The sequence below is a fragment of the Collinsella sp. TF05-9AC genome (genome assembly GCF_003438495.1).
Lineage (GTDB): Bacteria > Actinomycetota > Coriobacteriia > Coriobacteriales > Coriobacteriaceae > Collinsella.
The window spans coordinates 1-24,066 of sequence record NZ_QSSH01000020.1 but is presented as its reverse complement, the minus strand read 5'-3'; the positions used below and the strand labels follow the sequence as shown (position 1 = coordinate 24,066).

At 57.6% G+C, this 24,066-nt stretch carries 19 protein-coding genes; 15 read left to right on the top strand and 4 right to left on the bottom strand.

Translation table 11 applies throughout. The features are described from left to right. Positions 1-162: 162 nt before the first annotated feature. From DXC52_RS06690 to DXC52_RS06675, 4 genes are all read right to left on the bottom strand, one after another. Positions 163-1,194 carry a 3-deoxy-7-phosphoheptulonate synthase gene (locus DXC52_RS06690; RefSeq protein WP_117746641.1) on the bottom strand — a complete coding sequence of 344 codons (1,032 nt, stop codon included), beginning with the start codon at positions 1,192-1,194 and terminating at the stop codon, positions 163-165. 577 nt (positions 1,195-1,771) lie between these two features. Then, positions 1,772-3,628: an ABC transporter ATP-binding protein gene (locus DXC52_RS06685; RefSeq protein ID WP_117746640.1), complete on the bottom strand. Its 1,857-nt coding sequence runs from the start codon at positions 3,626-3,628 to the stop codon at positions 1,772-1,774. Then, on the bottom strand, positions 3,628-5,994 hold the full coding sequence (locus tag DXC52_RS06680; protein WP_117746639.1) for an ABC transporter ATP-binding protein: 2,367 nt from the start codon (positions 5,992-5,994) through the stop codon (positions 3,628-3,630). Before DXC52_RS06680 ends, DXC52_RS06685 begins: the two co-directional genes overlap by 1 nt. After that, positions 5,991-6,440: a MarR family winged helix-turn-helix transcriptional regulator gene (locus DXC52_RS06675; RefSeq protein WP_117746638.1), complete on the bottom strand. Its 450-nt coding sequence runs from the start codon at positions 6,438-6,440 to the stop codon at positions 5,991-5,993. The genes DXC52_RS06680 and DXC52_RS06675 overlap by 4 nt, the downstream gene beginning before the upstream one ends. Positions 6,441-6,800: 360 nt before the next feature. On the opposite strand from DXC52_RS06675, the gene DXC52_RS06670 reads away from it, so the two are divergent. The 15 genes from DXC52_RS06670 (at position 6,801) to DXC52_RS06600 (ending at position 23,870) form a co-directional block, all read left to right on the top strand. Then, positions 6,801-7,550 carry an SDR family NAD(P)-dependent oxidoreductase gene (locus DXC52_RS06670; protein ID WP_006234857.1) on the top strand — a complete coding sequence of 250 codons (750 nt, stop codon included), beginning with the start codon at positions 6,801-6,803 and terminating at the stop codon, positions 7,548-7,550. A 108-nt stretch (positions 7,551-7,658) separates the two neighbouring features. Next, on the top strand, positions 7,659-8,678 hold the full coding sequence (locus DXC52_RS06665; RefSeq protein ID WP_233504896.1) for a 2-keto-3-deoxygluconate permease: 1,020 nt from the start codon (positions 7,659-7,661) through the stop codon (positions 8,676-8,678). Between the two features lie 468 nt (positions 8,679-9,146). Next, complete coding sequence (gene pflB / locus DXC52_RS06660; RefSeq protein WP_055310750.1) at positions 9,147-11,198, top strand: formate C-acetyltransferase; 2,052 nt, start codon at positions 9,147-9,149, stop codon at positions 11,196-11,198. An 85-nt stretch (positions 11,199-11,283) separates the two neighbouring features. Beyond that, the gene (grcA3, locus tag DXC52_RS06655; RefSeq protein ID WP_117746636.1) at positions 11,284-11,535 is read left to right on the top strand and encodes an autonomous glycyl radical cofactor GrcA3; all 252 of its coding nucleotides are present in this window, start codon (positions 11,284-11,286) and stop codon (positions 11,533-11,535) included. 300 nt (positions 11,536-11,835) lie between these two features. Beyond that, positions 11,836-12,846 carry a LacI family DNA-binding transcriptional regulator gene (locus DXC52_RS06650; protein ID WP_233504895.1) on the top strand — a complete coding sequence of 337 codons (1,011 nt, stop codon included), beginning with the start codon at positions 11,836-11,838 and terminating at the stop codon, positions 12,844-12,846. Between the two features lie 184 nt (positions 12,847-13,030). Beyond that, the gene (locus DXC52_RS06645; RefSeq protein ID WP_117746634.1) at positions 13,031-14,413 is read left to right on the top strand and encodes a family 43 glycosylhydrolase; all 1,383 of its coding nucleotides are present in this window, start codon (positions 13,031-13,033) and stop codon (positions 14,411-14,413) included. A 45-nt stretch (positions 14,414-14,458) separates the two neighbouring features. Next, positions 14,459-15,910 (top strand): PTS transporter subunit EIIC, encoded by a 1,452-nt coding sequence (locus DXC52_RS06640; RefSeq protein ID WP_052044095.1) that lies wholly within the window; start codon positions 14,459-14,461, stop codon positions 15,908-15,910. 101 nt (positions 15,911-16,011) lie between these two features. Continuing rightward, positions 16,012-17,454 carry a glycoside hydrolase family 32 protein gene (locus DXC52_RS06635; protein WP_117746633.1) on the top strand — a complete coding sequence of 481 codons (1,443 nt, stop codon included), beginning with the start codon at positions 16,012-16,014 and terminating at the stop codon, positions 17,452-17,454. Positions 17,455-17,730: 276 nt separating this feature from the next. Next, positions 17,731-18,585 carry a DegV family protein gene (locus DXC52_RS06630; protein WP_117746632.1) on the top strand — a complete coding sequence of 285 codons (855 nt, stop codon included), beginning with the start codon at positions 17,731-17,733 and terminating at the stop codon, positions 18,583-18,585. A gap of 186 nt (positions 18,586-18,771) precedes the next feature. Continuing rightward, complete coding sequence (gene pflA / locus DXC52_RS06625; protein WP_117746631.1) at positions 18,772-19,590, top strand: pyruvate formate-lyase-activating protein; 819 nt, start codon at positions 18,772-18,774, stop codon at positions 19,588-19,590. 264 nt (positions 19,591-19,854) lie between these two features. Then, a complete protein-coding gene (locus DXC52_RS06620; protein WP_040358957.1) occupies positions 19,855-20,973 on the top strand; it encodes a serine hydrolase in 1,119 nt (372 codons plus the stop codon). Positions 20,974-21,051: 78 nt separating this feature from the next. Beyond that, positions 21,052-21,792 carry a 5'-methylthioadenosine/S-adenosylhomocysteine nucleosidase gene (mtnN, locus tag DXC52_RS06615; protein WP_117746630.1) on the top strand — a complete coding sequence of 247 codons (741 nt, stop codon included), beginning with the start codon at positions 21,052-21,054 and terminating at the stop codon, positions 21,790-21,792. 38 nt (positions 21,793-21,830) lie between these two features. Further along, complete coding sequence (gene yihA, locus DXC52_RS06610; RefSeq protein ID WP_055252447.1) at positions 21,831-22,421, top strand: ribosome biogenesis GTP-binding protein YihA/YsxC; 591 nt, start codon at positions 21,831-21,833, stop codon at positions 22,419-22,421. Positions 22,422-22,522: 101 nt separating this feature from the next. Continuing rightward, complete coding sequence (locus DXC52_RS06605) at positions 22,523-23,206, top strand: DUF3990 domain-containing protein (RefSeq protein ID WP_117746629.1); 684 nt, start codon at positions 22,523-22,525, stop codon at positions 23,204-23,206. Continuing rightward, positions 23,172-23,870: a helix-turn-helix transcriptional regulator gene (locus tag DXC52_RS06600; protein WP_233504894.1), complete on the top strand. Its 699-nt coding sequence runs from the start codon at positions 23,172-23,174 to the stop codon at positions 23,868-23,870. Before DXC52_RS06605 ends, DXC52_RS06600 begins: the two co-directional genes overlap by 35 nt. The last annotated feature ends 196 nt before the right edge of the window (positions 23,871-24,066 follow it).

Genomic DNA, 24,066 nt, shown 5'->3' with positions numbered 1-24,066 from the left:
GCAGGTAGAGGACGGACAGCGAGCGGGTCGCATTTGAGACAAGGTGACGTGAAACGAAAGGGCGCTGACCTTCTGGTCGCGCCCTTGAAGTTGAACGTCAGATTGTCCAAATGCGGCCCGCGCAGCGTCGAGCCGTTACGGCGTTTGGTAAAACGCCGTAACCTACACCCGTTCCGCAATCTCGTGGATGAGGTAGTCGGTCTTTTCCCAGCCCAGGCACGGGTCGGTGATCGATTTACCAAAGACGCCGCCGTCGACCGGCTGGTTGCCGTCCTCCAGGTAAGACTCGATCATAAAGCCCTTGACCAGCTTGGAGATGGACTCGTTGCGGCGGCAGCTGTCGAGCACTTCCTTGCAAATGCGATATTGCTCCAGCGGACGCTTGCCCGAGTTGTCGTGGTTGCAGTCGATGACCGCTGCCGGATTGGCATAGCCGGCGTGCTCGGTATAGCGCTCGGCCAGGCGTTCCAGGTGTTCGTAGTGGTAGTTGGGGTAGGTGCGCCCATCGAGACCGATGTAGCCACGCATAACGGCGTGTGCGAGCGGGTTGCCGTCGCACTCGACCTCCCAGTTGCGGAAGATGAAGCTCTGGTGCGCCTGCGCGGCGTAAATGGAGTTGAGCATAACGGTGGTAGAGCCGGCAGTGGGATTCTTCATGCCGACGGGTACCGAAATGCCGCTCGACACCAGGCGATGCTCCTGGTTTTCGACCGAGCGTGCGCCCACGGCCACATAGCTCAGCAGGTCAACGAGGTACTGGTAGTTGGACGGATAGAGCATCTCGTCGGCGGTGAAGAAGCCCGTTTTCTCAATAACGCGCAGGTGCATATGGCGGATGGCCTTGACGCCCTCGAGCAGGTCGTCGGGAGCCTCGGGGTTGGGGTTGTGCAGAAGACCCTTGTAGCCGGTGCCCTTGGTGCGCGGCTTATTGGTGTAGACGCGCGGAATGATGATGAGCTTGTCCTTGACCTCCTCGGCGGTCTTGGCCAGTCGGTTCATGTACTCAAGCACTGAATCCTCGCGGTCGGCAGAGCACGGGCCGATGATGAGCACCTTACGTGCGTCCTCGCCGGTAAAGACTTTGGCGACCTCGGCGTCAAATGCCTGCTTTTTGGCGGTAAGGTCGGCAGAAAGTGGCATTTCCTCGCGGATCTCCATGGGTATCGGCAGCCTGCGTTTGAATTCCATGGCCATAGGGGCCTCCTCAATCTATAGAAAGAGCAATAAGCGTATTGTCGAATGCTCGGCATTATCCGCTGTCGCACGCTAAAGTGCAAGCCCTTGTCACCCCGAAACCTACCAAAAAGGGACAGGTTTATTTTGGTCGGTTTTATCTGGGTAAACGTCGGCGGATGCCGGGAGGGAGCGGCGCCGCGCGGGACCCTAAGGCTGTTGTTGCTTCCCCAGGAACACCCTGTGGGCAGAAAATGCCAAATATGAGTACGGTTGCTAATCTAGTAACATATCGGTCTAGCGAGATAATAGACACAATGACTAATTTGTTCATTAACGTTGGCCCATATAAGTTCGTCAAAGTGCGTTGTAATCAATTTGAAGGCGCATATTAGGCGCGAAAGGGTCGTTTGGGGCATTTTTGCCTGCTACTAAAAAGGTAACGGTACTCATATTTGCCCTTTTATGCCCACGGGTTCTGAAAAGCGCCGTCAATGAAGTCTCAGGGGAGGCGGTTCGAGAGCCGCAAAACAAAAACGGGGGCGCAGATTATCCTGCGTCCCCGTTCCCGGGCGTTATTCGTTCCCTGCGGCAGAATTTACGCCGCCTCGTCGAACTGCGAGTTGTACAGGTCGGCGTAGAAGCCGCCCTGGGCGAGCAGCTCGTCGTGCGTGCCCTTCTCGACGATGTCGCCGTCGCGGATCACCAAGATCACGTCGGCGTTGCGGATCGTGGACAGGCGGTGCGCGATGACAAAGCTGGTACGGCCCTGCATCAGCGCATCCATGGCACGCTGAATAAGCTCCTCGGTACGAGTGTCAACGTTGGAGGTCGCCTCGTCCAGAATCAGCGCCGGGCGGTCGGCCAAAATGGCACGGGCGATGGTCACGAGCTGGCGCTGACCCTGCGACAGGTTGGTGCCCTCCTCGTTAATCATAAAGTCGTAGCCGCCGGCGAGCGTATGAATAAAGTGGTCGCAGCGTGCGGCGCGCGCAGCGGCCTCGACCTCGGCATCGCTCGCGTCGGGGCGTCCGTAGCGGATGTTCTCGCGGATGGTGCCGTTAAACAGCCAGGTGTCCTGCAGCACCATGGCAAACTCGCCGCGCAGTGCCGCGCGGTCCCAGTCGCGCACATCGACGCCCTCGACACGCAGCGAGCCGCCGTCCACGTCGTAGAAGCGCTGCAGCAGCTTAATGAGCGTGGTCTTGCCGGCGCCGGTGGGGCCGACGATGGCGATGGTCTGGCCGGGCTGCGCCTCGCAGCTAAAGTCGTGGATGATGATCTTGTCGGGCGTGTAGCCAAACTTGACATGGTCAAACACCACGTGGCCGGGGCGCTTCTCGGGAATCTGCGCGTCGGCCTTCTGCTCCTCCTCGGGCGCGGCCAGGAACTCAAACACGCGCTCGGTGGCGGCGGCCATCGACTGCATCGTGTTGCTCACGTTGCCCAGCTGCTGCACGGGTTGCGTAAAGTTTCGAACGTACTGGATAAAGCTCTGGATGTCGCCGGGCGTGGCATTGCCGGTCAGCGCGAGCTGCGCGCCCACCACGACGACGCCCACGTAGCCCATGTTGCCCACCAAGCTCATAAGCGGCATCATCAGGCCCGACAGGAACTGCGAGCGCCAGCCACTAATAAAGAGACGGTCGTTTTGACGGTCGAACTCTTCAATCGAGGCCTCGGCGCGGTCGAACACCTGAATGACGTTCTGGCCGGCAAAGTCCTCCTCGATAATGCCGTTGACGGCGCCCAGAACCTGCTGTTGCTCGCGGAAGTACGGCTGCGAGAAGTGAATCATCACGGTCAGGATAATCGCGGCGGCCGGCAGCGTGAGCACGGTGACGCCGGTAAGCGGCAGGCTGATCGAAAGCATCATGACGAGCACGCCGATAATCTGCGTCACCGACGTGATGAGCTGTGTCACGCTCTGGTTGAGCGACTGACCCAGCGTATCGACGTCGTTGGTGATGCGGCTGAGCACGTCTCCCTTGCTGTGGCCGTTGAAGTAACTCATCGGCACGACGGCAATCTTGGCGGCGATTTCCTTGCGCATGCGGTAGCAGATCTTTTGCGTGACGCCGGTCATGAGCCAGCCCTGGACCAGGCTGCAGACAGAGCTCGCCAGATACAGGCAGAGCAAAAAGCCGAGCGTCTTGGCGATCCAGTCAAAGTCAACGTCGCCGGTGCCGTTGACCTTGGCGACCAGGCCTTCGAACAGCTTGGTCGTAACCTGGCCGAGCACCTTGGGTCCCACAATGTTAAAGATGACCGAGCACACGGCAAAGGCGACGGCGGCAAACACGGCAATCTTGTGCTGGCCGATATAGCCGAGCAGCTGCCTCATGGTGCCCTTAAAGTCCTTGGCCTTTTCGCCGCGACGCATGCCGCCCATGCGGCCCATGGGACCACGCTGGCGGGTGGGCTTGGGAATCTGAGTCTTGGTCTCGTCTGCCATTAGCGCTCGCCTCCTTCCATGACGGCTGCAATTTCTTCTTGGGTAAGCCCCAGCTCCTCGGCGGAAAGCTGCGACTGTGCGATCTCCAGGTACGCCGGGCAGCTGCGCAGCAGCTCCTTGTGCGTGCCGGTGCCCACTACGTGGCCGTCGTCGAGCACGATGATCTGGTCGGCGTGCATGATGGTCGCGATGCGCTGGGCCACGACCACGAGCGCGGCGTCGGTAACGTTTTTGGCCAGCTCCTCGCGTAGGCGCGCGTCGGTCTTGTAGTCGAGGGCACTAAACGAGTCATCGAACACCACGACCTCGGGCTTTTTGGCCAACGCGCGGGCGATGGCCAGACGCTGGCGCTGACCACCCGAAACATTGGAGCCGCCCTGGCTGATGGGGGAGTCGTAGCCGCCCTCGCGCTCGGCGATAAAGTCCTCCGCCTGGGCGACGCGTGCTGCCTGGCGCATATCCTCGTCACTCACCATGTCGCCGGCAAACTTGAGGTTGCTCTCGACGGTACCCGAGAACAGACGACCCTGCTGCGGAATATAACCGATGCGGCGGCGCAGCTCAGAGAGGGTCATGTCGCGCACGTCGATGCCGTCGAGCGAAATGCTGCCGCCCGTGACGTCGTACAGGCGCGGAATCAACTGTACAAGCGTGGACTTGCCCGAACCCGTTGAGCCAATAATGCCGAGCATCTGGCCGGCGTGCGTGGTGAAGTTTACGCCGCTAATGACGTCGGCGCGGGCATCGGGATACTGGAAGCTCACGTCACGGAAGGTGAGCTCACCGCGCGGCGCGCTGGCAGCAGGCAGTTTGGGCGAGACAGGGTCGTTGATGCTCGTGGGGCAGGTGATGACCTCTTCCACGCGCTCGGCTGCGACCTCGGCACGGGGCAGGATGACCGAAACCATGGTGAGGATCATAAACGCCATGACGATCTGCATGGTGTAGGAGATAAACGCCATCATGTTGCCGACCTGCATCACGCCGTCGGACACGCCCTGCGCGCCAAACCAGACGATAAGCACGGTGATGCAGTTCATGACGAGCATCATGAGCGGCATCATAAAGCTCATGGCTCGGTTGGTGTAGAGCTGCGTGGTCATCAGGTCGAGCGAAGCCTTGTCAAAACGCTCGAGCTCATGCTCCTCGCGGTTGAACGAGCGGATGGGCATAAGGCCGTCGAGCAGCTCGCGGGCGGTAAGGTTCACGCGGTCCACAAAGCTCTGCATCTTTTTGAACTTGGGCATGGTGAGGCCCATAAGCACGCCGACGACGGCCGAGACCGCGATGATGGCCACGGCGATGGTCCACTCCAGGCCGGTGTGGTTGGCCAGGACACGCATGACGGCGACGATGCCCATGACGGGGGCCATCAGACACATGCGGATAAACAGGGTTGCGGCCATCTGAATCTGCTGAATGTCGTTGGTGCAGCGGGTGATGAGCGAGGCCTGGCTAAACTTGCCCACCTCGGCCGGCGAGAAGTGCATAACCTTGTTGAAGGTCTCGCGGCGCAGGTCGCGGGCGATGGAGCAGGCGGTGCGCGAAGCCACGGCACCGGTCAGGATGGTGGCGACCAGCGAGATTAGGCACAGACCAAACATCGTGGTCGCCATGCGGCCCAGGTAGGCGTTCTGCACGTCGGCGGGGTCGATGCCCTGTGCCTTGTACTCGTCCTGCACATAGCTCACGGCGCGCTGGGTGACGATGGAGCCCGACATGGAGCCCATTTTGTCCGCCATTTGGTTGGCGCCCTCAACGAGCTTGCCCTGGTCGATTAGGCCGCCTTCAACGCCTAGACGCAGGCTCTTCATGGTGATCTTGCCACCGTCGGCATCAATCTGCTTTTGCATGTTCTGCGCCGCAGCGGCCTTCTGCTGCATCTCGGCGAGTTGCTCGGGCGTCATCGCCGCCATCTGCTCGGGCGTGGGCATGGCCTGGGCGCCGCTGTTGTCTTTCTCACCGGACGTGCCCATCATGTCGCCCATGGAGTTGGCATCGATGCCCTGGTTGAGCGAAAGGACGACAGTCTCAGGCAGGCTCATAATGCCGGCAATCTTGCCTCCATCGGCACGCTCTTCCTCGGTACCCTTGTACGTTCGAATGCCGTTTTTGTCAGCCTTGCTAAACACGGCCTCCACAGCCTTGGTGTCCTTGGCGCTCATAAAGAGTTCGAGGTCGTCGAGCGATTCGGCGCGAATGGTGTCGGGCACGGGCGAGGCGATGCCGCCTTGCTGCACGCCCACGTCGACGATGTCGCTCATATAGGTAGGCAGCGCCAGATCGGCGTTGCAGCTGATTACGATAAGTACGATAGCTGCGAACAGTGCCAGGACATGCTTTTTAAAGAGCTTGAGAATCCTCACTCGGCATCTCTCCTTTCTTGGTTGCGGTCGATTATTTCGTTGGCACGTCTTAGAAGACGCACCATCTCTTGGGTATCTGTTTCGCCGAACTGCTCGAGGAAGGCCGCGGTGCGGTCCTCGAATTCCCGACGCTTGATTTCGAGATCATGGAATCCCTTGTCGGTCACCGTGACGTGTACGCGACGACGGTCGGTCTTTGAGTGCTCGCGCTCGACCCAGCCCTTGGCTTCGAGAGCGCGTAGGATATTGGCGATGCGGGCACTCGAGACCCAGGCGCGATCTGCGAGTTCGCTCGGCGTGAGCGAACCGCCAGCGAGCATGAGGGCGCGCATGACGGCCATCTCGCCGCCGAGAGCTTTGTCCGCAAAGCGCGAAACGCGCTGATGCATGCTGCCAAACTCGGTAAGGAGCTGGCGTCCAAGCTCATGGAAATCGGTATCTTCCACCGAAAACCCCTAACACTAGAAACTATTTTCGGTGGAAGATGATACCCCTGCACGCGCGCCCTATACGGAAGATTTTTGGGACATGCCTAGAAAACTGCCTTTAGGCGATCTCCGTACACCGTCGGTGCCAGCAAAGTTAGGGGCAGATCTCTAGGCATGTCCCAAAAACTACCTGGTTGCTGGGCAATATAAAGAGCGCATAAAGAGTAAAAAATTCAATCGCTGAAGCGTTTCAAAGAACTATTATGCCCGCGGTTAGGCGAGGGGTTGTCACCACCATGACGACTGGGACTCATTTATCGCCACGTGCGATGCTCCAACTTCCCGCAAGGAGACACCTGAATCAAGGGGGTTGGAGTCATGGCATTTGACTTCACGGGCAAAACCGCGATCGTTACCGGCGGCACTCAGGGCATTGGCCTCGAGATTGCCAAGGGCATCGTTGCGGGCGGCGGACACGTCGCGCTCATCGCAAGGAACGCTGCTAAGGGCGAGGCCGCGGTGGCCGAGCTTGGCGAGGGCAACAAGTTCTATCAGCTCGATGTCGCCGATGCACCCAAGGCGCGCGAGACCGTCGAGCAGATTTTTACGGACCTGCCGCAAACCAACATCCTGATCAACTGCGCTGGCGTCATCAGCACCAAGAAGTTCGACGAGATCGATGACACCGAGTGGCGTCGCACCATCGACATCAACCTCAACGGTACCTTCACTATGATGAACGCCGTGTACCCGCACTTTAAGGCGGCCCATGCCGGCACTATCGTCAACGTGAGCTCTGTCGCTGGCAAGATCGGTGGCGGCCTGCTCGGCACCGCGGCCTACGCGAGCTCTAAGGCCGGTGTCAACGGCCTGACCAAGGCGGTCGCCAAGGAAGGCGGCAAGTTTGGCGTCCGCTGTAACGCCGTGTGCCCGTCGCTCACGTTGACCGATATGACCTCGATTCTCTCTGACGAGAACTCTCAGCGTATCATCAACGGTATTCCTCTGGGCCGCGCCGCCCAGGCCAGCGAGCCTGCGCAGATGGTGCTGTTCTTCGCTTCCGACCTCGCCAGCTTCGTGAACGGCGAGATCGGTGACTGCGACGGTGGCATCGTTCTGGACGGGTAATACTCCGCGACGATTATTCGGCGACGGCTCCTGCGACTCGGGACCGTCGCCTTCTTTCTGATATAGGCGCATGCGGCTACGATTCGCATGCATCCAAAGGAGATATATATGAGTGAATCGGCTGCGGTGGAGGCGCCGGCGGCAAAGGAGCCGTTCTTTAAGATGTCCTCCATCCCGGGCGCCAATATCTTGGTGCCGCTTCTGTTGGGCTGTCTGCTCAACACGCTATTCCCCGACCTGTTCAAAACGCTCGGCAGCTTTACGCTTGGCATGACCCAGCAGGGCGCTGGCCCGCTCGTGGGCGCTTTTTTGCTCATCGTCGGTACGACGATTTCGTTTAAGAGCGCTCCTGCCGCCGCTGCCCGCGGCGCCATCATCATCGCCGTCAAGCAGATCGTGGTCGTTGCCATGTCGCTGCTCATCCTTTATGTGTTCAACGACAACTTGTTTGGCATCTCTGCCATGGTGATGCTGGCGGCTTGCACCGGCGCCAACAACGCTATGTACGCTGGGCTGATGGGTACCATGGGCAACGAGGCTGAGCGTGGCGCTGTCGCCATCACCACGCTGGTTGTCGGCCCTCCGGTCACGATGATCGTGCTCGGCGCTGCCGGCCAGGCCCCGATCGGCTGGTCGCTCGTGGGTGCCATTCTGCCGATCGTCGTCGGCATTATTCTGGGTAACCTGTTCCCCAGCTTTAAGAAGATGATGGCACCGGCACTTTCCGCCATCATCGTGCTCGTCTTCTTTGCCATGGGCTCGACCATGACCTTTGGCCAGCTCATTAATGGCGGTCTCCCCGGTATTCTGCTCGGCGTGATCTGCTCGGTGGTCTTTGCAATTCCCGTTATCGCGGTCGATAAGCTCACGGGCGGTACGGGTGTCGCAGGTGCGGCCATTTCGAGCTGCGCCGGAGCCAATGTGGCCACGCCTGCTGCCATGGCAAGCGTCAACGGGGCCATGTACGGCGGTGCGGTGCTCGCGACGGCTACGGCACAGGTTGCTGCCTGCGCAATCGTTACGGCTATTTTGACCCCGCTGGTCACCAGCTGGTGCTACAAGCATTTTGAGGGCCAGGGCAACGGCGATAGCAAGGCAACGGCCGACAAGGCCGCCGCAGCCGCCTAATGCCAAGCGGCAATCAAAGCTAAAAACTAGCCATGCCACAGGGCGACCACGGGGGATTCCGTGGCCGCCCTGCAGTTTCTGTAGGGTCTCTGGGACGCTTTACCCTGCTAAAGCTGGCATAACAGCTAGAGCGAACGTCGTACAAAGGCAAGGAAAAATAACATACAAATCGGTGAACGGTAGTTGTTCGCGCTCGCATTTCCTGCGGGTTTGTAAAAAACGCCCTTATGATATAAAAAAAGAAACATATAACAGCCCAGATGGAGAGGGTCGCTATGTTATCCTTCTCAAACGGGTGAAATCTTGGGTTTTTGGGTTGTAGTTCCAAGGTGGACAAACGTTTTTCTCTGCACCAACGTGTGGTGAAGAACGGAAGAAGCCGGTAGTGCAAGCCGAACATTCAAGAATTCAATAAGCAGCGGTGTGAGAGAGCGCCGCATTACACGTAACTAGGAGCGTGGTTACACAATGCAGGAGGCATGGGAAGGCTTCAAGGAAGGCATCTGGACGGGAGAGGTTGACGTCCGAGACTTCATCCAGAAGAACTACACCCCCTACGAGGGCGACGAGTCGTTCCTCGCCGGCCCGACCGAGCGTACCAAGGAGCTGTGGGGCGAGGTTCTCGACCTGCTGCTTAAGGAGCGCGAGCAGGGCGGTGTCCTCGATATGGACACCAAGACCGTCACGGGTATCGTGAGCCACCCCGCTGGCTACATCGATAACGCCCACCGCGAGAAGGAGACCATCGTCGGCCTCCAGACCGACAAGCCGCTCAAGCGCGCGCTGCACGTCAACGGCGGTATCCGCATCGCTTGCCAGGCTGCCAGCCAGCACGGCTATAAGGTCGATGAGAACGTTGTCGAGCGCTACACCTTCGAGCGCAAGACCCACAACGCTGGCGTCTTCGATGTCTACACCCCCGAGATGCGCGCTTGCCGCTCGGCTCACATCATCACCGGTCTGCCCGATGGCTATGGCCGCGGCCGCATCATCGGCGACTACCGTCGTGTTGCCCTGTACGGCGTCGACTACCTGATCAAGGACAAGGAGGCCCAGAAGGCTTCTACCCCGACGGTCATGACCGCCGACAACATCCGCGATCGCGAGGAGCTGCAGGAGCAGATCCGCGCCCTCGGCGAGCTCAAGATGATGGCCGAGACCTATGGTTTCGACATTTCTAACCCTGCTACCAACACGCAGGAGGCCATCCAGTGGATGTACTTCGCCTACCTCGCTGCCGTTAAGGAGCAGAACGGCGCCGCTATGTCCATCGGCCGTACCTCTACGTTCATCGACATCTACGCTGAGCGCGACCTTGCCAACGGTACCTTCACCGAGGAGCAGATCCAGGAGTTCGTGGATCACTTCATCATGAAGCTCCGCATGGTCAAGTTTGCCCGTACCCCCGAGTACCAGGCCCTGTTTACCGGCGATCCGCAGTGGGTCACCGAGTCCATCGGCGGCATGGGTGTTGACGGCCGTACGCTCGTTACCAAGATGAGCTACCGCTACCTGCACACGCTCGAGAACATGGGCACCAGCCCCGAGCCCAACATGACCGTTCTGTGGTCGACCCGTCTGCCCGAGAACTTCAAGAAGTTCTGCGCCAAGACTTCTGTCGCCAGCTCCTCGATCCAGTACGAGAACGACGACCTCATGCGCGTCTATCATGGCGACGACTACGGTATTGCCTGCTGCGTGTCCTCCATGCGCATCGGCAAGGAGATGCAGTTCTTCGGCGCCCGTGCCAACCTGGCCAAGTGCCTGCTGTACGCACTCAACGGCGGCGTCGACGAGGTCTCCAAGAAGCAGGTCGGCCCCAAGTATCGCGCCGTCGAGGGCGATACCCTCGATTACGACGACGTTGTGGCCAAGTACAACGACATGATGAAGTGGCTCGCCGGCGTGTACGTCAACTCGCTGAACATCATTCACTACATGCACGACAAGTATTGCTACGAGCGCATCCAGATGGCTCTGCATGACAAGCACGTGCACCGCTGGTTCGCTACGGGCATCGCTGGCCTTTCCGTCGTGGCTGACTCCCTGTCCGCCATCAAGTACGCCAAGGTCCACCCTGTCCGTGATGAGAACGGCATCATCGTCGACTTCGAGACCGAGGGCGAGTTCCCCAAGTACGGTAACGACGACGACCGCGTCGACCAGATCGCTCACGACGTTGTGCACCAGTTCATGGAGTACATCCGCATGAACGACACCTACCGCAACTCCGTGCCCACGACCTCGGTTCTGACCATTACTTCCAACGTCGTGTACGGCAAGAAGACCGGCTCCACCCCCGACGGCCGCAAGGCTGGCCAGCCGTTCGCCCCGGGTGCTAACCCCATGCACAAGCGCGATAGCCACGGCGCCATCGCTTCGCTGTCTTCGGTTTCCAAGCTCCCGTTCCGCGATGCTCAGGACGGCATTTCCAACACCTTCTCCATCATCCCGAGTGCGCTCGGCAAGGAGGACCAGGTGTTCTTTGGCGATATCGACCTTGATCAGCTGGGCGAGTAACTATTGTTAGTGCTATACTAACAATAACGATTACTGATTAGCGCGCCGGTTTCGGCCGGCGCCTATCAATCGAAGGAGACACATTATGAAGGTTTCTGAAGTTTCCGAGACTCAGGCCGATAACCTGGTCCACATGCTCGACGCTTACGCCGAGAAGGGTGGCCACCACCTGAACATCAACGTCTTCAACCGTGAGACGCTGCTCGACGCTCAGGCTCACCCCGAGAAGTACCCGCAGCTGACCATCCGCGTTTCCGGCTATGCCGTGAACTTCCACACGCTCACCAAGGAGCAGCAGGACGAGGTCATTGCGCGTACCTTCCACAACAAGTTCTAAAGGGGTTTAACTCCCGCAGGATCGCCGGGCCGTCTTGGGTTACTTTCCAAAACGTCCTCGGACATGCAAAGGGCTCCGCTGCGCGCTTCGCGCGGCGGAGCCCTTTGCGTCCTGCGGGATGTTTTGGAAAATAACCCAAAACCGGCCATGTGGGGTCCTTTGGAGTCACCCTTTAGGCGGAACTCTCCTAATTATTTGGATGAGTCGTTTACTTACTTGTACTGTTACCGTCTTCCCGCTCTTGTTGGGGTATGCTTTGTTCGTATGTAAACGTATGACATGTTGATGGGGGAGGGTGCTATGGCTCGCGAGAGTGCTCGTTCTAAGGATACGGCTAAGCCTGGCATCAAGGAAGTTGCGGCGGTGGCGGGGGTTTCGCCTACTACGGTATCTCGCGTGCTTAATAATCGCGGCTATATTAGCCAAGAGACCCGCGATAAGGTCCATGCCGCGATGAAGCGCATCAACTATACGCCCAACGATATCGCCCGTGCCATGCTCAACGGTCGCCTGAATCTTATCGGTATGATCGTCCCCTATGTCAGCAGTCCGTTTCATGCCCAAGTGGTTCAAGTCATTGAGCATACCCTGGCCGAAAACGGTTTTAAGATGCTGCTGTGCAATAGCGCCAATCGACCCGAGCTTGAGCGCTCTTATATCGACATGCTTCGACGCAATATGGTTGATGGCGTCATCGTCAACTCGCTTAATATCGGTGCCGAGGCGTATGCCGAGATGGGCTTGAGTCTGGTTGGTATCGACTGCGACCTTGGCGAAGCCTCTGTTCAGATTGCGAGCGACAGCTATAGCATCGGCGAACTTGCCACGCGTCGCCTGATCGATGACGGATGTTCACGCATCCTGTGCCTGCGCAGCAATAGCCGCATGCGCATGCCTGCCAATAAGCGTACCGATGCCTACCTCGATATTGTTGAGCAGGCCGGTTTGCCCGCGCTTGTCCGTGAGGTTGAGTTCGTTAAGCCCGACGACGAAAAGAGCGCGGTCGTTGCGAAGATCCTCGATGAGAACCCCGATATTGACGGCATCTTTGCGGGAGACGACACGATGGCGGCTATCTGTCTTAACGTGATGAAGCAGCGCGGCTTGAGCGCTCCGGGCGATATTAAGGTCGTGGGCGCGGATGGTGCCCGCCGCACTATGACGTTTATGCCTGACTTAACAACCGTACGCCAAGATATCGATCGCATCGGAGAGCTCGCGGCGCAATCCATCATTGCTCTTATTAACGGCGAAAAGCCCGAATCGAATATCAAGCTCCCCGTTGAACTCATTGAGGGTAAAACCGCGTAGTTCATCCCGTGCCAAAAGAATTCCTCAAACACCTCTGATGACCGTTCGCCGGCATATGTCAACCGTTTGCCGACGACTGGAACTGCGAAAAGACGTATTGGTGTGAAAACGTTTGACATATGAAAACGATTGACATATCTTGCAGTTGTACCGAGTTAGTATCTCGTGAGAAAGGAAGTCTCGGATGCACAAGGTGTATTACCAGCCTGAGGGAATTTGGGTAGGCGACATCATGCCGTACGGCGAGGACGGCACGTTCTATCTCTATCATCAGCGTGACACGCGAAACCCCGGACCTTTCGGAGAGCCGTTTGGCTGGGCACTCGCGACAACCAAGGACTTCGTCAATTACAAAGACTTTGGCGAGAGCCTTGAGCGTGGCGGCGACGAGGAAGTCGACCAGTATGTTTATGCCGGCACGGTGTTTAAGGTGGGCGACAAGTACCATGCGCTCTACACTGGTTGCAATCGCGATAAGGTCAAGGCACGCTTGATGAAGCAGGTTCTTCTTCACGCAACGAGTGACGACGCCGTCAAGTGGGAGAAGAACATCGCCGAGACGCTGCTTCCGCCCCAGGAGGGTTACGATGACCGCAACTGGCGCGATCCCTTTGTGCTTTGGGATGAGGAGAACGAAGAGTACATGCTCATCCTCGGCACGCGTGTGGGCGAGGACAAGCGTCTGATGACCGGTCGTCTGGTCAAGTTCACCTCCAAGGACCTGGATACCTGGGAGTTCCAGGGCGACTGGTGGAATCCGGGCCTGTACACCATGTTCGAGATGCCTGATCTCTTTAAGATGGGCGACTGGTGGTATCTGGTGTTCTCCGAGTACAGTGATGGCAACAAGACCCGTTACCGCATGTCTCGCTCTATCAACGGTCCTTGGATCACTCCTGCGGACGATTCCTTCGATGGCCGCGCGTACTATGCCGCGCGTACCGCATTTGATGGTGAGCGCCGCGTTCTCTTTGGTTGGGTTCCTACGCGTGACGAGGGCGGTGACCCCAGCTCTTACCTGTGGGGTGGCACCTTTATGCCCCTCGAGATCGTTCAGCGTGCCGACGGAACGCTCGGCACCAAGCTCCCCGACAGCATGCTTGGCGCCTTTGGCGAGGGCAAGGCTGTCGAGACCTTTGAGCTTTCCTGCGAGTCGGGCAAGGTCGAGCAGGTGCTCGCCGCGGATGCCGGCTCCACCTACTTGCTCGATGCCGACATTGAGCTCGGCGGTAACGCTGCCGGCTTCTCGGTCAAGTTCGCCGAGGACGCCGAGACTGGTCTTGCCTATGAGTTCCGCGCCAACCTGCGCGAGGGCAAGCTCGAGTTCACGCCGGCTCCCCAGTACCCGTGGTTCCAGGTCAACAACATGGGCCTCGAGCGTCCGTTGTTCTTTAAGGGCGAGGGCACTCACCATGTGCGTCTGGTCGTCGACGACGACATCGCGACCATCTTTGTCGATGATGTTGCGCTCAACGCTCGCTTCTGCAACAAGCAGGGCCAGGGTGTGGCGCTTACCGTCACCGACGGTGCGCTCAAGTGCGCAAACGCAACGATCGCGTCTCTGTAGCGGCAACGAACCGTTTTATGATTTAGAAAAGGAATGGAGAGGAACATGGACTACAAGGCAGTGTCCCAGCAAGTCGTCGACAACGTCGGCGGACTGGAGAACATCGAGGGCGCCACGCATTGCGTGACCCGTCTGCGTCTGGTGCTCAAGGATACGAGCAAATACAACAAGGCCGAGCTCGAGAACATCGATGGCGTCAAGGGCGTGCTGTACAACAGCGGCCAGCTCATGATCATCTTCGGTACCGGTACCGTCAACAAGGTTTACGATGAGTTTATGGCTCTGACGGGCGTTAAGGAGATCAGTGCTTCCGAGGTCAAGGGCGCCGAGGCGGACAAGAAGGGCAAGTTCTTCTCGGTCCTCAAGGTATTCTCGGACATCTTTATCCCCATCATTCCCGCCTTCGTCGGCGCTGCAATCATCATCGGCCTTAAGTCGCTGATCGTTGCCAACGGCCTCTTTGGCATGGAGGGCAGCCTCGCCGATCACAGCGAGTTCCTCAAGAACCTCGCAAGCTTCTTTGCCATTATCGCCACCACGTTCGACTACCTGCCTGTCCTGGTTATGTACAGCGCGGTCAAGCGTTTTGGCGGTAACCCGATCCTGGGCATCCTCGTCGGTATCGTCATGGTTCACCCGAGCCTTATGAACCGCAACACGTTCGTTATGGACCCGACGGGTGCTGAGTACTGGAACTTCGGTCCGCTATCCATTCCCATGGTTGCTTTCCAGGGCGGTGTGTTCCCCGCAATCCTGACTGCCTGGTTTATGGCCAAGGTCGAGAAGATTGCCCAGAAGTACATCCCCGAGGTCGTTTCGTTCGTCTTTGTCCCGACCGTTACCCTGATTCTTGCTAACGTTGCCCTGTTCACCGTGTTCGGCCCGCTCGGCAACCTGATCGGTGACGTCCTCGCCGGCGTAATCGATATCCTGTACAACAGGATGGGCGTCTTTGGTGCCTTTGTCTTCGCCGCGTTCCTGCAGCCGCTCGTCGTTACCGGTACGCATCAGTTCATCCAGGGTATCGAGGCAAACCTTGTTGCCACGACTGGCTTCAACTACATCCAGGCCATCTGGTCGGTTTCCATCATCGCCCAGGGCGGCGGCGCCATCGGTATGTACCTCATTCACAAGAAGCACTCCAAAGAGCGCAACATCTGCATGTCGTCCTTTATCCCGACGCTGGTCGGAATCTCCGAGCCCGCTATCTTTGCTGCAAACATGCGCTATTCGATCATTCCGTTCATCTGCGCATGCATCGGTGCAGGCTGCGGCGGTGCCTTCGTCAAGCTCTTTGAGGTGCGCGCTATCGGTCAGGGTCTGACCGGCGTGCTTGGCCTGCTCATCGTCACGCCCGAGACCCTCGTGTGGTATGTGGCTGGCAATCTCATCGCCTTTATCGTGCCGATCGTCTTGATCTTTGCCTACAACAAGGCAAAGGGCGTGCCGACCACCGATGAAGAGGGCGCTGGCGCTGGCTTCGACGTTAGCTTCTAGTTGAGCCGTTCAGTGTAATCTGAGGATAAGTCCATTTGAGGAAGGGCGTTCGACTCGTGTGAGTCGAGCGTCCTTCCCCATAGACGAGAAAGTCAACGGCGATGTTAAATCAAAAAAACAAGGTGACACGCGCGGACTATGAGCAGTGGCGTGTCGGACAGGATGAGACGGCGGCTCGCATCGCGTCCGACCCCGATAGGCTTCTGTTCCATGTGGAGCCTGAGCTTGGCTGGCTCAACGACCCCAACGGTTTGGTTCAGATTGGTGATACGTATCACATCTATCATCAATACGATCCGTTCGATGCTGCGCATGGCGGTCCAGTGCTTTGGAACCATCTGACGACAAAGGATTTTGTGACGTACGAGAATCACGGCCCCGTGCTGTTCCCCGATTCCGATTTGGATTCGAGCGGAGCGTATTCTGGTTCTGCCTTTGTACGTGATGGCAAGATTCACTACTTCTATACCGGCAACGTCAAGCATTTTGACCGCGATGATTACGACTACGTGTTGACGGGCCGTGAGCAAAACCAGATTCATATGGTTGCCGAGAATCCCGACGAATTGGGCGAGAAGCGCATGGCTGTTGGACCAGTCGATTACCCCGACGATATCGGTACGCACGTGCGCGACCCCAAGATCCTTGAGCACGATGGTATCTACTACATGGTTCTGGGCGCTCGTACGAAAGACGACCGTGGCTGCGTGCTTGTCTATACTTCGCGTGATTTAGGGGTCTGGAGCTATGCGACGCGCATTGAGCTGGGCGAGAAGTTTGGCTTTATGTGGGAGTGCCCTGATCTGTTTGAGCTTGATGGCGAGCTTATTCTCGTTTGCTGTCCGCAGGGTGTGCCTGCCGATGGTTGGCGTTACCGCAATCCGCATCAGTGCGTGTGGTTCCCCATCGAGGCCGATTGGGAGGCGCCGAGCTTTAAAATCGTCGGGAAGGGCATGCCCCCGATGGTCGATGCCGGTTTTGATTTCTATGCTCCGCAGTCCTTTGAGGATGCTGCAGGCCGGCGATTGATGATCGGATGGTCGGGTTGCCCCGATGCGACGGCGGAAAACCCGACGGTGGCGCGCGGGTGGCAGTGCGCGTTGACGGTGCCGCGAGAGCTGAGCATGCGCGATGGTAAGCTCTGCCAGTGGCCGGCGCACGAGATTGAGAGGATGCGCGGCGATTGCGTTCGTGCTGTAGGCGGTGAGACCGTTGAGGAGCCGGGACGCCTGTTTGATGTCGTGGTTTCCTGCGAGGGAGCCAAGATGATCGAGCTCGAAATCCGCAAGGGTGTCTTTGTGCGTTATACGGACGGGATGCTTACCCTCGATATGGGCGACGAAGGCTATGGACGCGACCAGAGGTCGATCGAGCTCGGCGAACTTCGCGACCTGCGCGTGCTTTCGGACACTACGATGGTCGAGATTTTTGCCAACGGTGGCGAGGCGGCACTTACGAGCCGTACCTATTCGCCGGCGGTTCCGGCGATGGAGCTGCACGCCGAGGGTGCGGCGTCGATGGATTTCTACCGCCTCGCTCATTAACCGTGCATGGAGCACGATTGGACTTGTTGGGCGGAATGTGTCGCAGTTGCCGCGGCCAGCTACCGCTTATCGCGTATAGCGACCGTTTGCGGAATAAGTAACACTCCTTAATAAACCGTGTAGAATCTCAGATAAGCACGGAGTTTTCCAGGGAGACGCTGTCCTTTGTTGTGCGCAAGGGGCGGCGTCTCTTTGGCGCTTGGACGCCGTTGTGCAACAGTGCGGCGGCGCGTGTCATGTATTGAAAAGCCAACGTCGAGATGGGTCGTGATAATAATGGGCAAGTACGTAATCGTGGTTGAGTCTGGGTCGGATGTGACGCCGGAGCTCTGCGAGCGCTACGGCATCGTGCGCGTGCCTATGCATGTCACGATTGGTGACGAGACCGTCGAGGACGGCTCGATCGATCCGCTCGAGATTTATTCGCGCTGCAACGAGTTTGGCGTGATGCCCAAGACCAGCGGCTGCGCACCTGCGGATTTTGCTCACGTGTACGACCGCATTCACGCTGAGCAGCCCGACGCGACTATTTTGCATCTTGCATATTCCGAGGCCACGACCTGTTCGCATCAGTCCTCAAAGATTGCGGCCCAGGGGCGCGACTACGTGTTCTCCATGGACACGCGCTTTGTCTCGGTAGGCCAGTCGCTTGTTGTCGTCGAGACCGCCAAATACATCGAGGCTCACCCCGATGCCACCGTCGACGAGATCTTTGCATTTACGAACTCCGTCATGGACCGTGTGCTGCTGGGCTTTGTTCCTACCGACCTAGCCTTTCTTAAGGCGGGCGGTCGTCTGTCCAACGTCGCGTTCCTTGGCGCCCACCTGCTCAAGATTAAGCCCTGCATTGAGGTAACGGGCGGTAAGTTTGTGGCGACCAAGAAGTTCCGCGGCTCTATGCTCAAGTGCGCCCGTGCCTTTATTGACCACATGGTTGCGAAGGGCGAGATCGACTACTCGCATATTGGCCTGGCGTATTCGGTGGGTCTTTCCGAGGAGTTGCGCGACGACATGGAAGTCTATGCACACGATCTTGGCTTTAAGGACGTTACCTGGACTCAGGTCGGCGGCGTCATCTCGAGCCATTGCGGCCCGACCGCCTTCGGCGCGGTGCTTACGCTTAAGGCGTAAGGCCTGGTGTCTATCGATATCTATTGCCTCGGCGGCGGGTGGGTTGTGACAACCTTCCTGCCGCTTTTGTGTGGGGCCAAATAGAACAACCCAATTGACCACTAAACCGTTTCACCATCATGCGTATGGGCTAGAATGGCTCTGGCATTTATGTAACTAAAACCAATGAGAGGCAAGGTAGCGGGAATGGCTGAGATGACGCTCGAGGGTGTGGACGCTCGTCCCGAGGACTCCGCGTTTGCCCTGGGCCGCGTACATTCGATTGAAACGATGGGTACGGTCGACGGACCCGGCATCCGCTTCGTAGTGTTTGTCCAAGGCTGTCCCATGCGCTGTGCGTATTGCCACAATCCCGATACCTGGTCTGTTAACGGCGGCACCATGGTGACAGTCGAGCACCTGATGGACGAGTTCCAGAGCAACCATGAGTTCTATCGCAGCGGCGGCATTACGGTTTCGGGTGGCGAGCCGCTCCTACAGCCTGAGTTTTTGGCCGACCTGTTCCGTGCAATGCACAACAACCCCGATGGCCGCGTGCATACCTGCCTGGATAGCTGTGGCTACGCCTTCGACCCTCAGCATCCCGAGAAGTTCGATGCCGTGCTCAACGAGACCGACATGGTACTGCTCGATATTAAGCATGCCGACCCGGTCGAGCATAAAAAGCTGACCGGTTGTGATCCCGCACGCATCCTGGCGTTTGGCGATGAGCTGGCGCGGCGCAGGATCAAGGTCGTTATCCGTCACGTGGTGGTGCCGGGCATTACCGACACGGTGGAGGAGTGCGAGGCACTCGGTCGCCTGATCGCTCCATGGCACAACGTGGTGGGCCTGGAAATGCTGCCGTATCACACGATGGGTGTCGTCAAGTACGAGCAACTGGGCATTCCCTATAAGCTCGAGGGCGTGCCCCAGATGGATACCGCGCGCATGCCCGAGTTGCGCAATGCCGTTATGACCGGCATGAAAAAGCGCCGTGCGGAGCTCAAAAACGCTATCGGATAGCATGCCATTTTCGTTCCCCAAGGGCACTCATTGGGGACAGACTTAAATGAGTGCCCCTGGGCACCTAGTTGATTGCTAAAGAGCCCCGTCCTTAAAAGACTGCTCTCTGGGTTGCGGTGAGATGCGCAACAGAATCGTGCCATTTGGATAAATACGCTTGTGGTTTCTTTAAAGACACCTTAAACGCCGCTGAATATCTTTGGAAAGAAATGCCTGCTCGGTATCATACTGCTCGTATATAAACGGTGGCAGTCAGGAGACCACGTGCGAAACATCGCATCGCGGGACGAGTATGTGCCGCAGCATGGCAGCAGATATAAGACGAAGGGCACGTCTTCGCGTGGCCTTGCCGGCGCTCGCATCCGCGTGAGGAAGATTGCCGCCATTGGGATGCTAACGTCGGCGGTTATTATCCTCGGAATTACCGTTAAAACCTACGCCTCGGAGCGAACGGTGCGCCCAGATGCGTCAACGGTACAGCTGCAAAACGAGAAGGTTTCAAAGTCCAAAGCGTCGGCAGATCAAGCTCTGTCGACGGCAGATCTCAAGACGAGACTTTCGAAGGCGGACTTCAACGATATCCCTTCGGGTGATACCGTTCGGACCTTCTCGTTGGTGGATAACAAGACTCCTGCCTTGGAGGATGAGAGCCTTGCCTCGCTCCAGGATGCCCTGTGTCGGGCGCAGGAGCTGGGCGACGTGGGTGTAGTGTTCTACGACCTATCGAGCGGTAGGGGCGTGACGTATAACGCCGATGTCGAGGTGTATGGAGCGAGCAGCTACAAAGCGCTGTATGCGCTCTATATTTGTGAGACGTTGGTCGAATCGGGGCGGGTGTCGCTCGATGGGCCTTTAGCCACGTATGGTGGTTGCAGCATGGGCTGGCAGACGGTGCGCGACCTTATCGAGAATGCCGTCGCCAACTCAGACAACGATTCGTTTATCGCGTTACGCGCGGCGTTTGACCATGATGGCTATGAGGATTGGATTGCCAATCTGGGTGTTGATGACGAAACGGCACTGAATCCGATGAGTGATTTTCCGACCTACTGCCCGCGCACTTCTGCGAGGTTATGGCGCGAGATGAGCGAGTATCTGAGCATGGATACCGAGACTTCACAGTGGTTGTCAGGCCTTTTGGCATCAACATCGCGCTCGTTTATTCGCGATGGCATTGCGGACGATCAGGTCTTGGTGCGCAACAAAGCGGGTTGGATCAGCGAGGACGGCTACTATTCGACATGCGATGCAGGCCTCATCGACATCGATGGCCGTACCTATGTCATGAGCGTCATGACATCGATGCCATCGAGCGACCGTTCGAGCGAGGTTACGGCTGCGATTGCAAAGGCTCTGTTTGATACGCGAGCTGCACTGGCTTAGCGTGTTCGTTTGGCGAGGTCAAACAAAATGCTGGTACCATACCTTGGTTGAGAATTTCGTATAGGTTTGGGGAATGGTATGGCTACCATCGCGATTATCGGTGCGCTCGAAAAAGAGATCATGCAGATTAAGGAAGAGCTGAGCGACGTTTGCGAGGCACGGGAGGCAGGCTTGACCGTTGTGAGCGGTGAGCTCGACGGCCTGACAGTTGTCGCCACAACGGCGGGCATGGGCACGGTGAACGCCGCCGCTGCAACACAGCACCTCATTAGCAAGTATGCTCCGCAGGCTGTTGTGTTTTCGGGCATTGCGGGCGGTTTGAACCCCAAGCTCCATATCGACGACGTGGTCATCGGCAAACGCCTGCGCTATCTGGATACCGATACCGCGCTTATCGCCGAGTCTGCACCGGGGCTCGAGGAGTTTGGCTCGACGCCTGCGCTGGTCGATATTGCTGCCGATGTGCTTTCTGAGCGTGGCTTTGTCAACGCTTCGACAAATGCAGCCGCCTCGAACGAGGGCGCAAAGCAGTTCCTGGTCGGTACGATTGCCACGGGCAACCGTTTTGTGACGGGCGCTGCCATGCGCAACGACGCTATCGAGGCGACGCATGCCGATTGTGTCGGCATGGAGGGCGCGGCGATTGCCCATGTCGCAACTAAAAATGGTGTCGATTGCCTGGTGCTGCGCGCTATCAGCGATAATTGTGATGAGGCGTACGATGCGATTTGCGACCGCGAGTTCGACCTGTTCGAGTATGCTCGCACCGCGAGTGGCATTACGCTCGATATCGTTCGCCGTATCGCTGCTATCTATTAGCGCGCTCTTTTGTAAGAACCTACGACCAAGGAGTGTCCATGGCCGATTCCATTAACTACCAGCTTGCCAAGTTCGTTGCCAGCTATGGCAAGGTTTCGCAGATTCCCGAGTCCACCTGCCCCGAGGTGAGCTTCGTCGGCCGCTCCAACGTGGGCAAGTCGTCGATCATGAACAAGCTTTTTGGCCGCAAGAACCTCGTCAAGGTCTCGAGCACACCGGGCAAGACGAGCAACATCAACTTCTTTGAGGCTGACGACGTGCACTTTGTCGACCTGCCGGGTTATGGTTTCGCCCGTCGTTCCAAGGCCGAGCGCGACCGCTGGGCTGAGCTCATCGGCGACTTCTTCGACTCGGAGCGCAGCTTTAACCTGGTCGTGTCGCTGGTGGATATTCGTCACGACCCCAGCAAGCTCGACCATGACATGATCGACTACCTGCAGGGCAACGAATTCAACTTTATCGTCTGCCTCACCAAGGCCGACAAGCTCAGCCGCACCCAGCAGGCCCGCCAGGCAGCAGCCATCAAAAAGCAGCTCAACGTCCCGGCCGAGAACGTAATCATCACAAGCTCCCAAACCGGCACCGGCATCGACGAACTCAAGCGCCGCATCGCCGAGGCTTGCCTCTAATAAGGGCTCTTGGCAGGCGATAGTTTGCATCTATCTATATCACCTCAGTGATAGTTATTGCTACACTATCACTGGGGTGATATTTTTGTTTGGAGGTCGATATGGAGCTTTGGCACGGGTCGGAGGTTGTTGTCGAGCATCCGTCGTTGGATAAATGCAGACAATTCAATGACTATGGGTGTGGGTTTTATTGCACGCCACATGAGGAAATGGCAATGGAGTGGGCATGTCGGACCGAGTCCGATGGTATCGCGAATCGATATGAGCTCGATATTGATGGTCTCGCGGTCTTGGATTTGGAGTCCGGGGAGTTTTCAATCCTCAATTGGCTTGCGATTTTGGCTAACAATAGGGAGTTCAATGTTTCGACACCGCTAGCGCGCGAAGGACTTCGTTATCTGCTGGATAACTGCCTGATTGATATTTCTCCCTATGACGTTATTCGAGGCTATCGTGCAGACGATTCCTATTTCTCGTTTGCAAGACAGTTTGTCAACGGCATGATTTCGCTCAGGCAATTGCAGCGCATTATGTTTTTGGGGGATTTGGGCATTCAATATGCGCTTATGAGTGAGCGTGCGTTCTCAGCAATCAGATTCTGCGAATGGAAGCAAGCGTTGGGATCTGAGCATTATCCCAAGCGCTTTAAGCGAGAGCAGAACGCGCGGCGCAAGTACTTGGAAACTGTGAATGGATTCGACTCTGAGGGTGTCTACATTAGGGATTTAATGGCAGGGAGGGTTGATTTAAATGATCCAAGAGTTAACGGATTGTGGGCCGAGTAGGACATATCCCGTCTACTACCTTGAGGATGCAATGAACAACCTTGGCGACTGCTTTGACTATGCCGTGAACGACTATGGAGCGGAAGGGTCCGAGGTCGCTGAGCTCTTTTGCCTGAGCGGTGTAGCTCGCGAGTTCGAACGCGGCAACGCATGGGTCGTATCGGGAAAATCAGGTGTAGAGCTGTTCGCACTTATCGCCGAAAGGTCGGGATATCAAAGCGGGTCTATACCGGACCGCACCTATCGTTTTGAGAAGACGCCGGAGTATTGGACGGGCTGGATATTGGCATATCTGCAATGGCGTCTGGGCGAGTCTTTCGAAGACCTGCTGCATGCCGTTCCGTTCGATGCGCTGTGCAATATGTATTACCCCTGGCACGAAGCCTCAGAGGAGCGTGTGGCGCGTCTTGTTTGCGATATAGCGAAGAAAACACCTCGTCAAACCAAACTGGCGCTAGCAAGGAAGAGGCTTAAGAAAACCCAGCAAGACCTGGCATACGAATCGGGCGTATCACTCCGCTCAATCCAAATGTACGAGCAGCGCCAGAGAAACATCAATGAAGCTTCGGTAACAAGCGTAAGAGCCATAGCAAAAGCCCTCCACTGCAACATCGAAGATCTCCTAGAGCCAGTCTTCGAATACAAAGAAACCAGCGCAGCGTAAACCAAGCGCACAGGCGAAGCCTGTCACTAGTAAGTGCCCCTACCTAGCAAGAGCCCCTACCAATAAAAAGCAACTATCAGCCCGGCGCTTTTACAAAGCGTAGGTCCCTGTAGCCGCCGTCAGCGAAGCTAACGTAGGGGAGGCCAGGGGCTTTGCCCCCAAATCTTTCCGCAGGACGGCAGGACCCCCGCCGCAC

Coding starts and splice junctions, on each gene's coding strand:
- DXC52_RS06690 (WP_117746641.1), bottom strand. CDS start 1,194: ATGGCCATGGAATTCAAACGCAGGCTGCCGATACCCATGGAGATCCGC.
- DXC52_RS06685 (WP_117746640.1), bottom strand. CDS start 3,628: ATGGCAGACGAGACCAAGACTCAGATTCCCAAGCCCACCCGCCAGCGT.
- DXC52_RS06670 (WP_006234857.1), top strand. CDS start 6,801: ATGGCATTTGACTTCACGGGCAAAACCGCGATCGTTACCGGCGGCACT.
- DXC52_RS06665 (WP_233504896.1), top strand. CDS start 7,659: ATGAGTGAATCGGCTGCGGTGGAGGCGCCGGCGGCAAAGGAGCCGTTC.
- pflB (WP_055310750.1), top strand. CDS start 9,147: ATGCAGGAGGCATGGGAAGGCTTCAAGGAAGGCATCTGGACGGGAGAG.
- grcA3 (WP_117746636.1), top strand. CDS start 11,284: ATGAAGGTTTCTGAAGTTTCCGAGACTCAGGCCGATAACCTGGTCCAC.
- DXC52_RS06650 (WP_233504895.1), top strand. CDS start 11,836: ATGGCTCGCGAGAGTGCTCGTTCTAAGGATACGGCTAAGCCTGGCATC.
- DXC52_RS06645 (WP_117746634.1), top strand. CDS start 13,031: ATGCACAAGGTGTATTACCAGCCTGAGGGAATTTGGGTAGGCGACATC.
- DXC52_RS06640 (WP_052044095.1), top strand. CDS start 14,459: ATGGACTACAAGGCAGTGTCCCAGCAAGTCGTCGACAACGTCGGCGGA.
- DXC52_RS06635 (WP_117746633.1), top strand. CDS start 16,012: ATGTTAAATCAAAAAAACAAGGTGACACGCGCGGACTATGAGCAGTGG.
- DXC52_RS06630 (WP_117746632.1), top strand. CDS start 17,731: ATGGGCAAGTACGTAATCGTGGTTGAGTCTGGGTCGGATGTGACGCCG.
- pflA (WP_117746631.1), top strand. CDS start 18,772: ATGGCTGAGATGACGCTCGAGGGTGTGGACGCTCGTCCCGAGGACTCC.
- mtnN (WP_117746630.1), top strand. CDS start 21,052: ATGGCTACCATCGCGATTATCGGTGCGCTCGAAAAAGAGATCATGCAG.
- yihA (WP_055252447.1), top strand. CDS start 21,831: ATGGCCGATTCCATTAACTACCAGCTTGCCAAGTTCGTTGCCAGCTAT.
- DXC52_RS06605 (WP_117746629.1), top strand. CDS start 22,523: ATGGAGCTTTGGCACGGGTCGGAGGTTGTTGTCGAGCATCCGTCGTTG.
- DXC52_RS06600 (WP_233504894.1), top strand. CDS start 23,172: ATGATCCAAGAGTTAACGGATTGTGGGCCGAGTAGGACATATCCCGTC.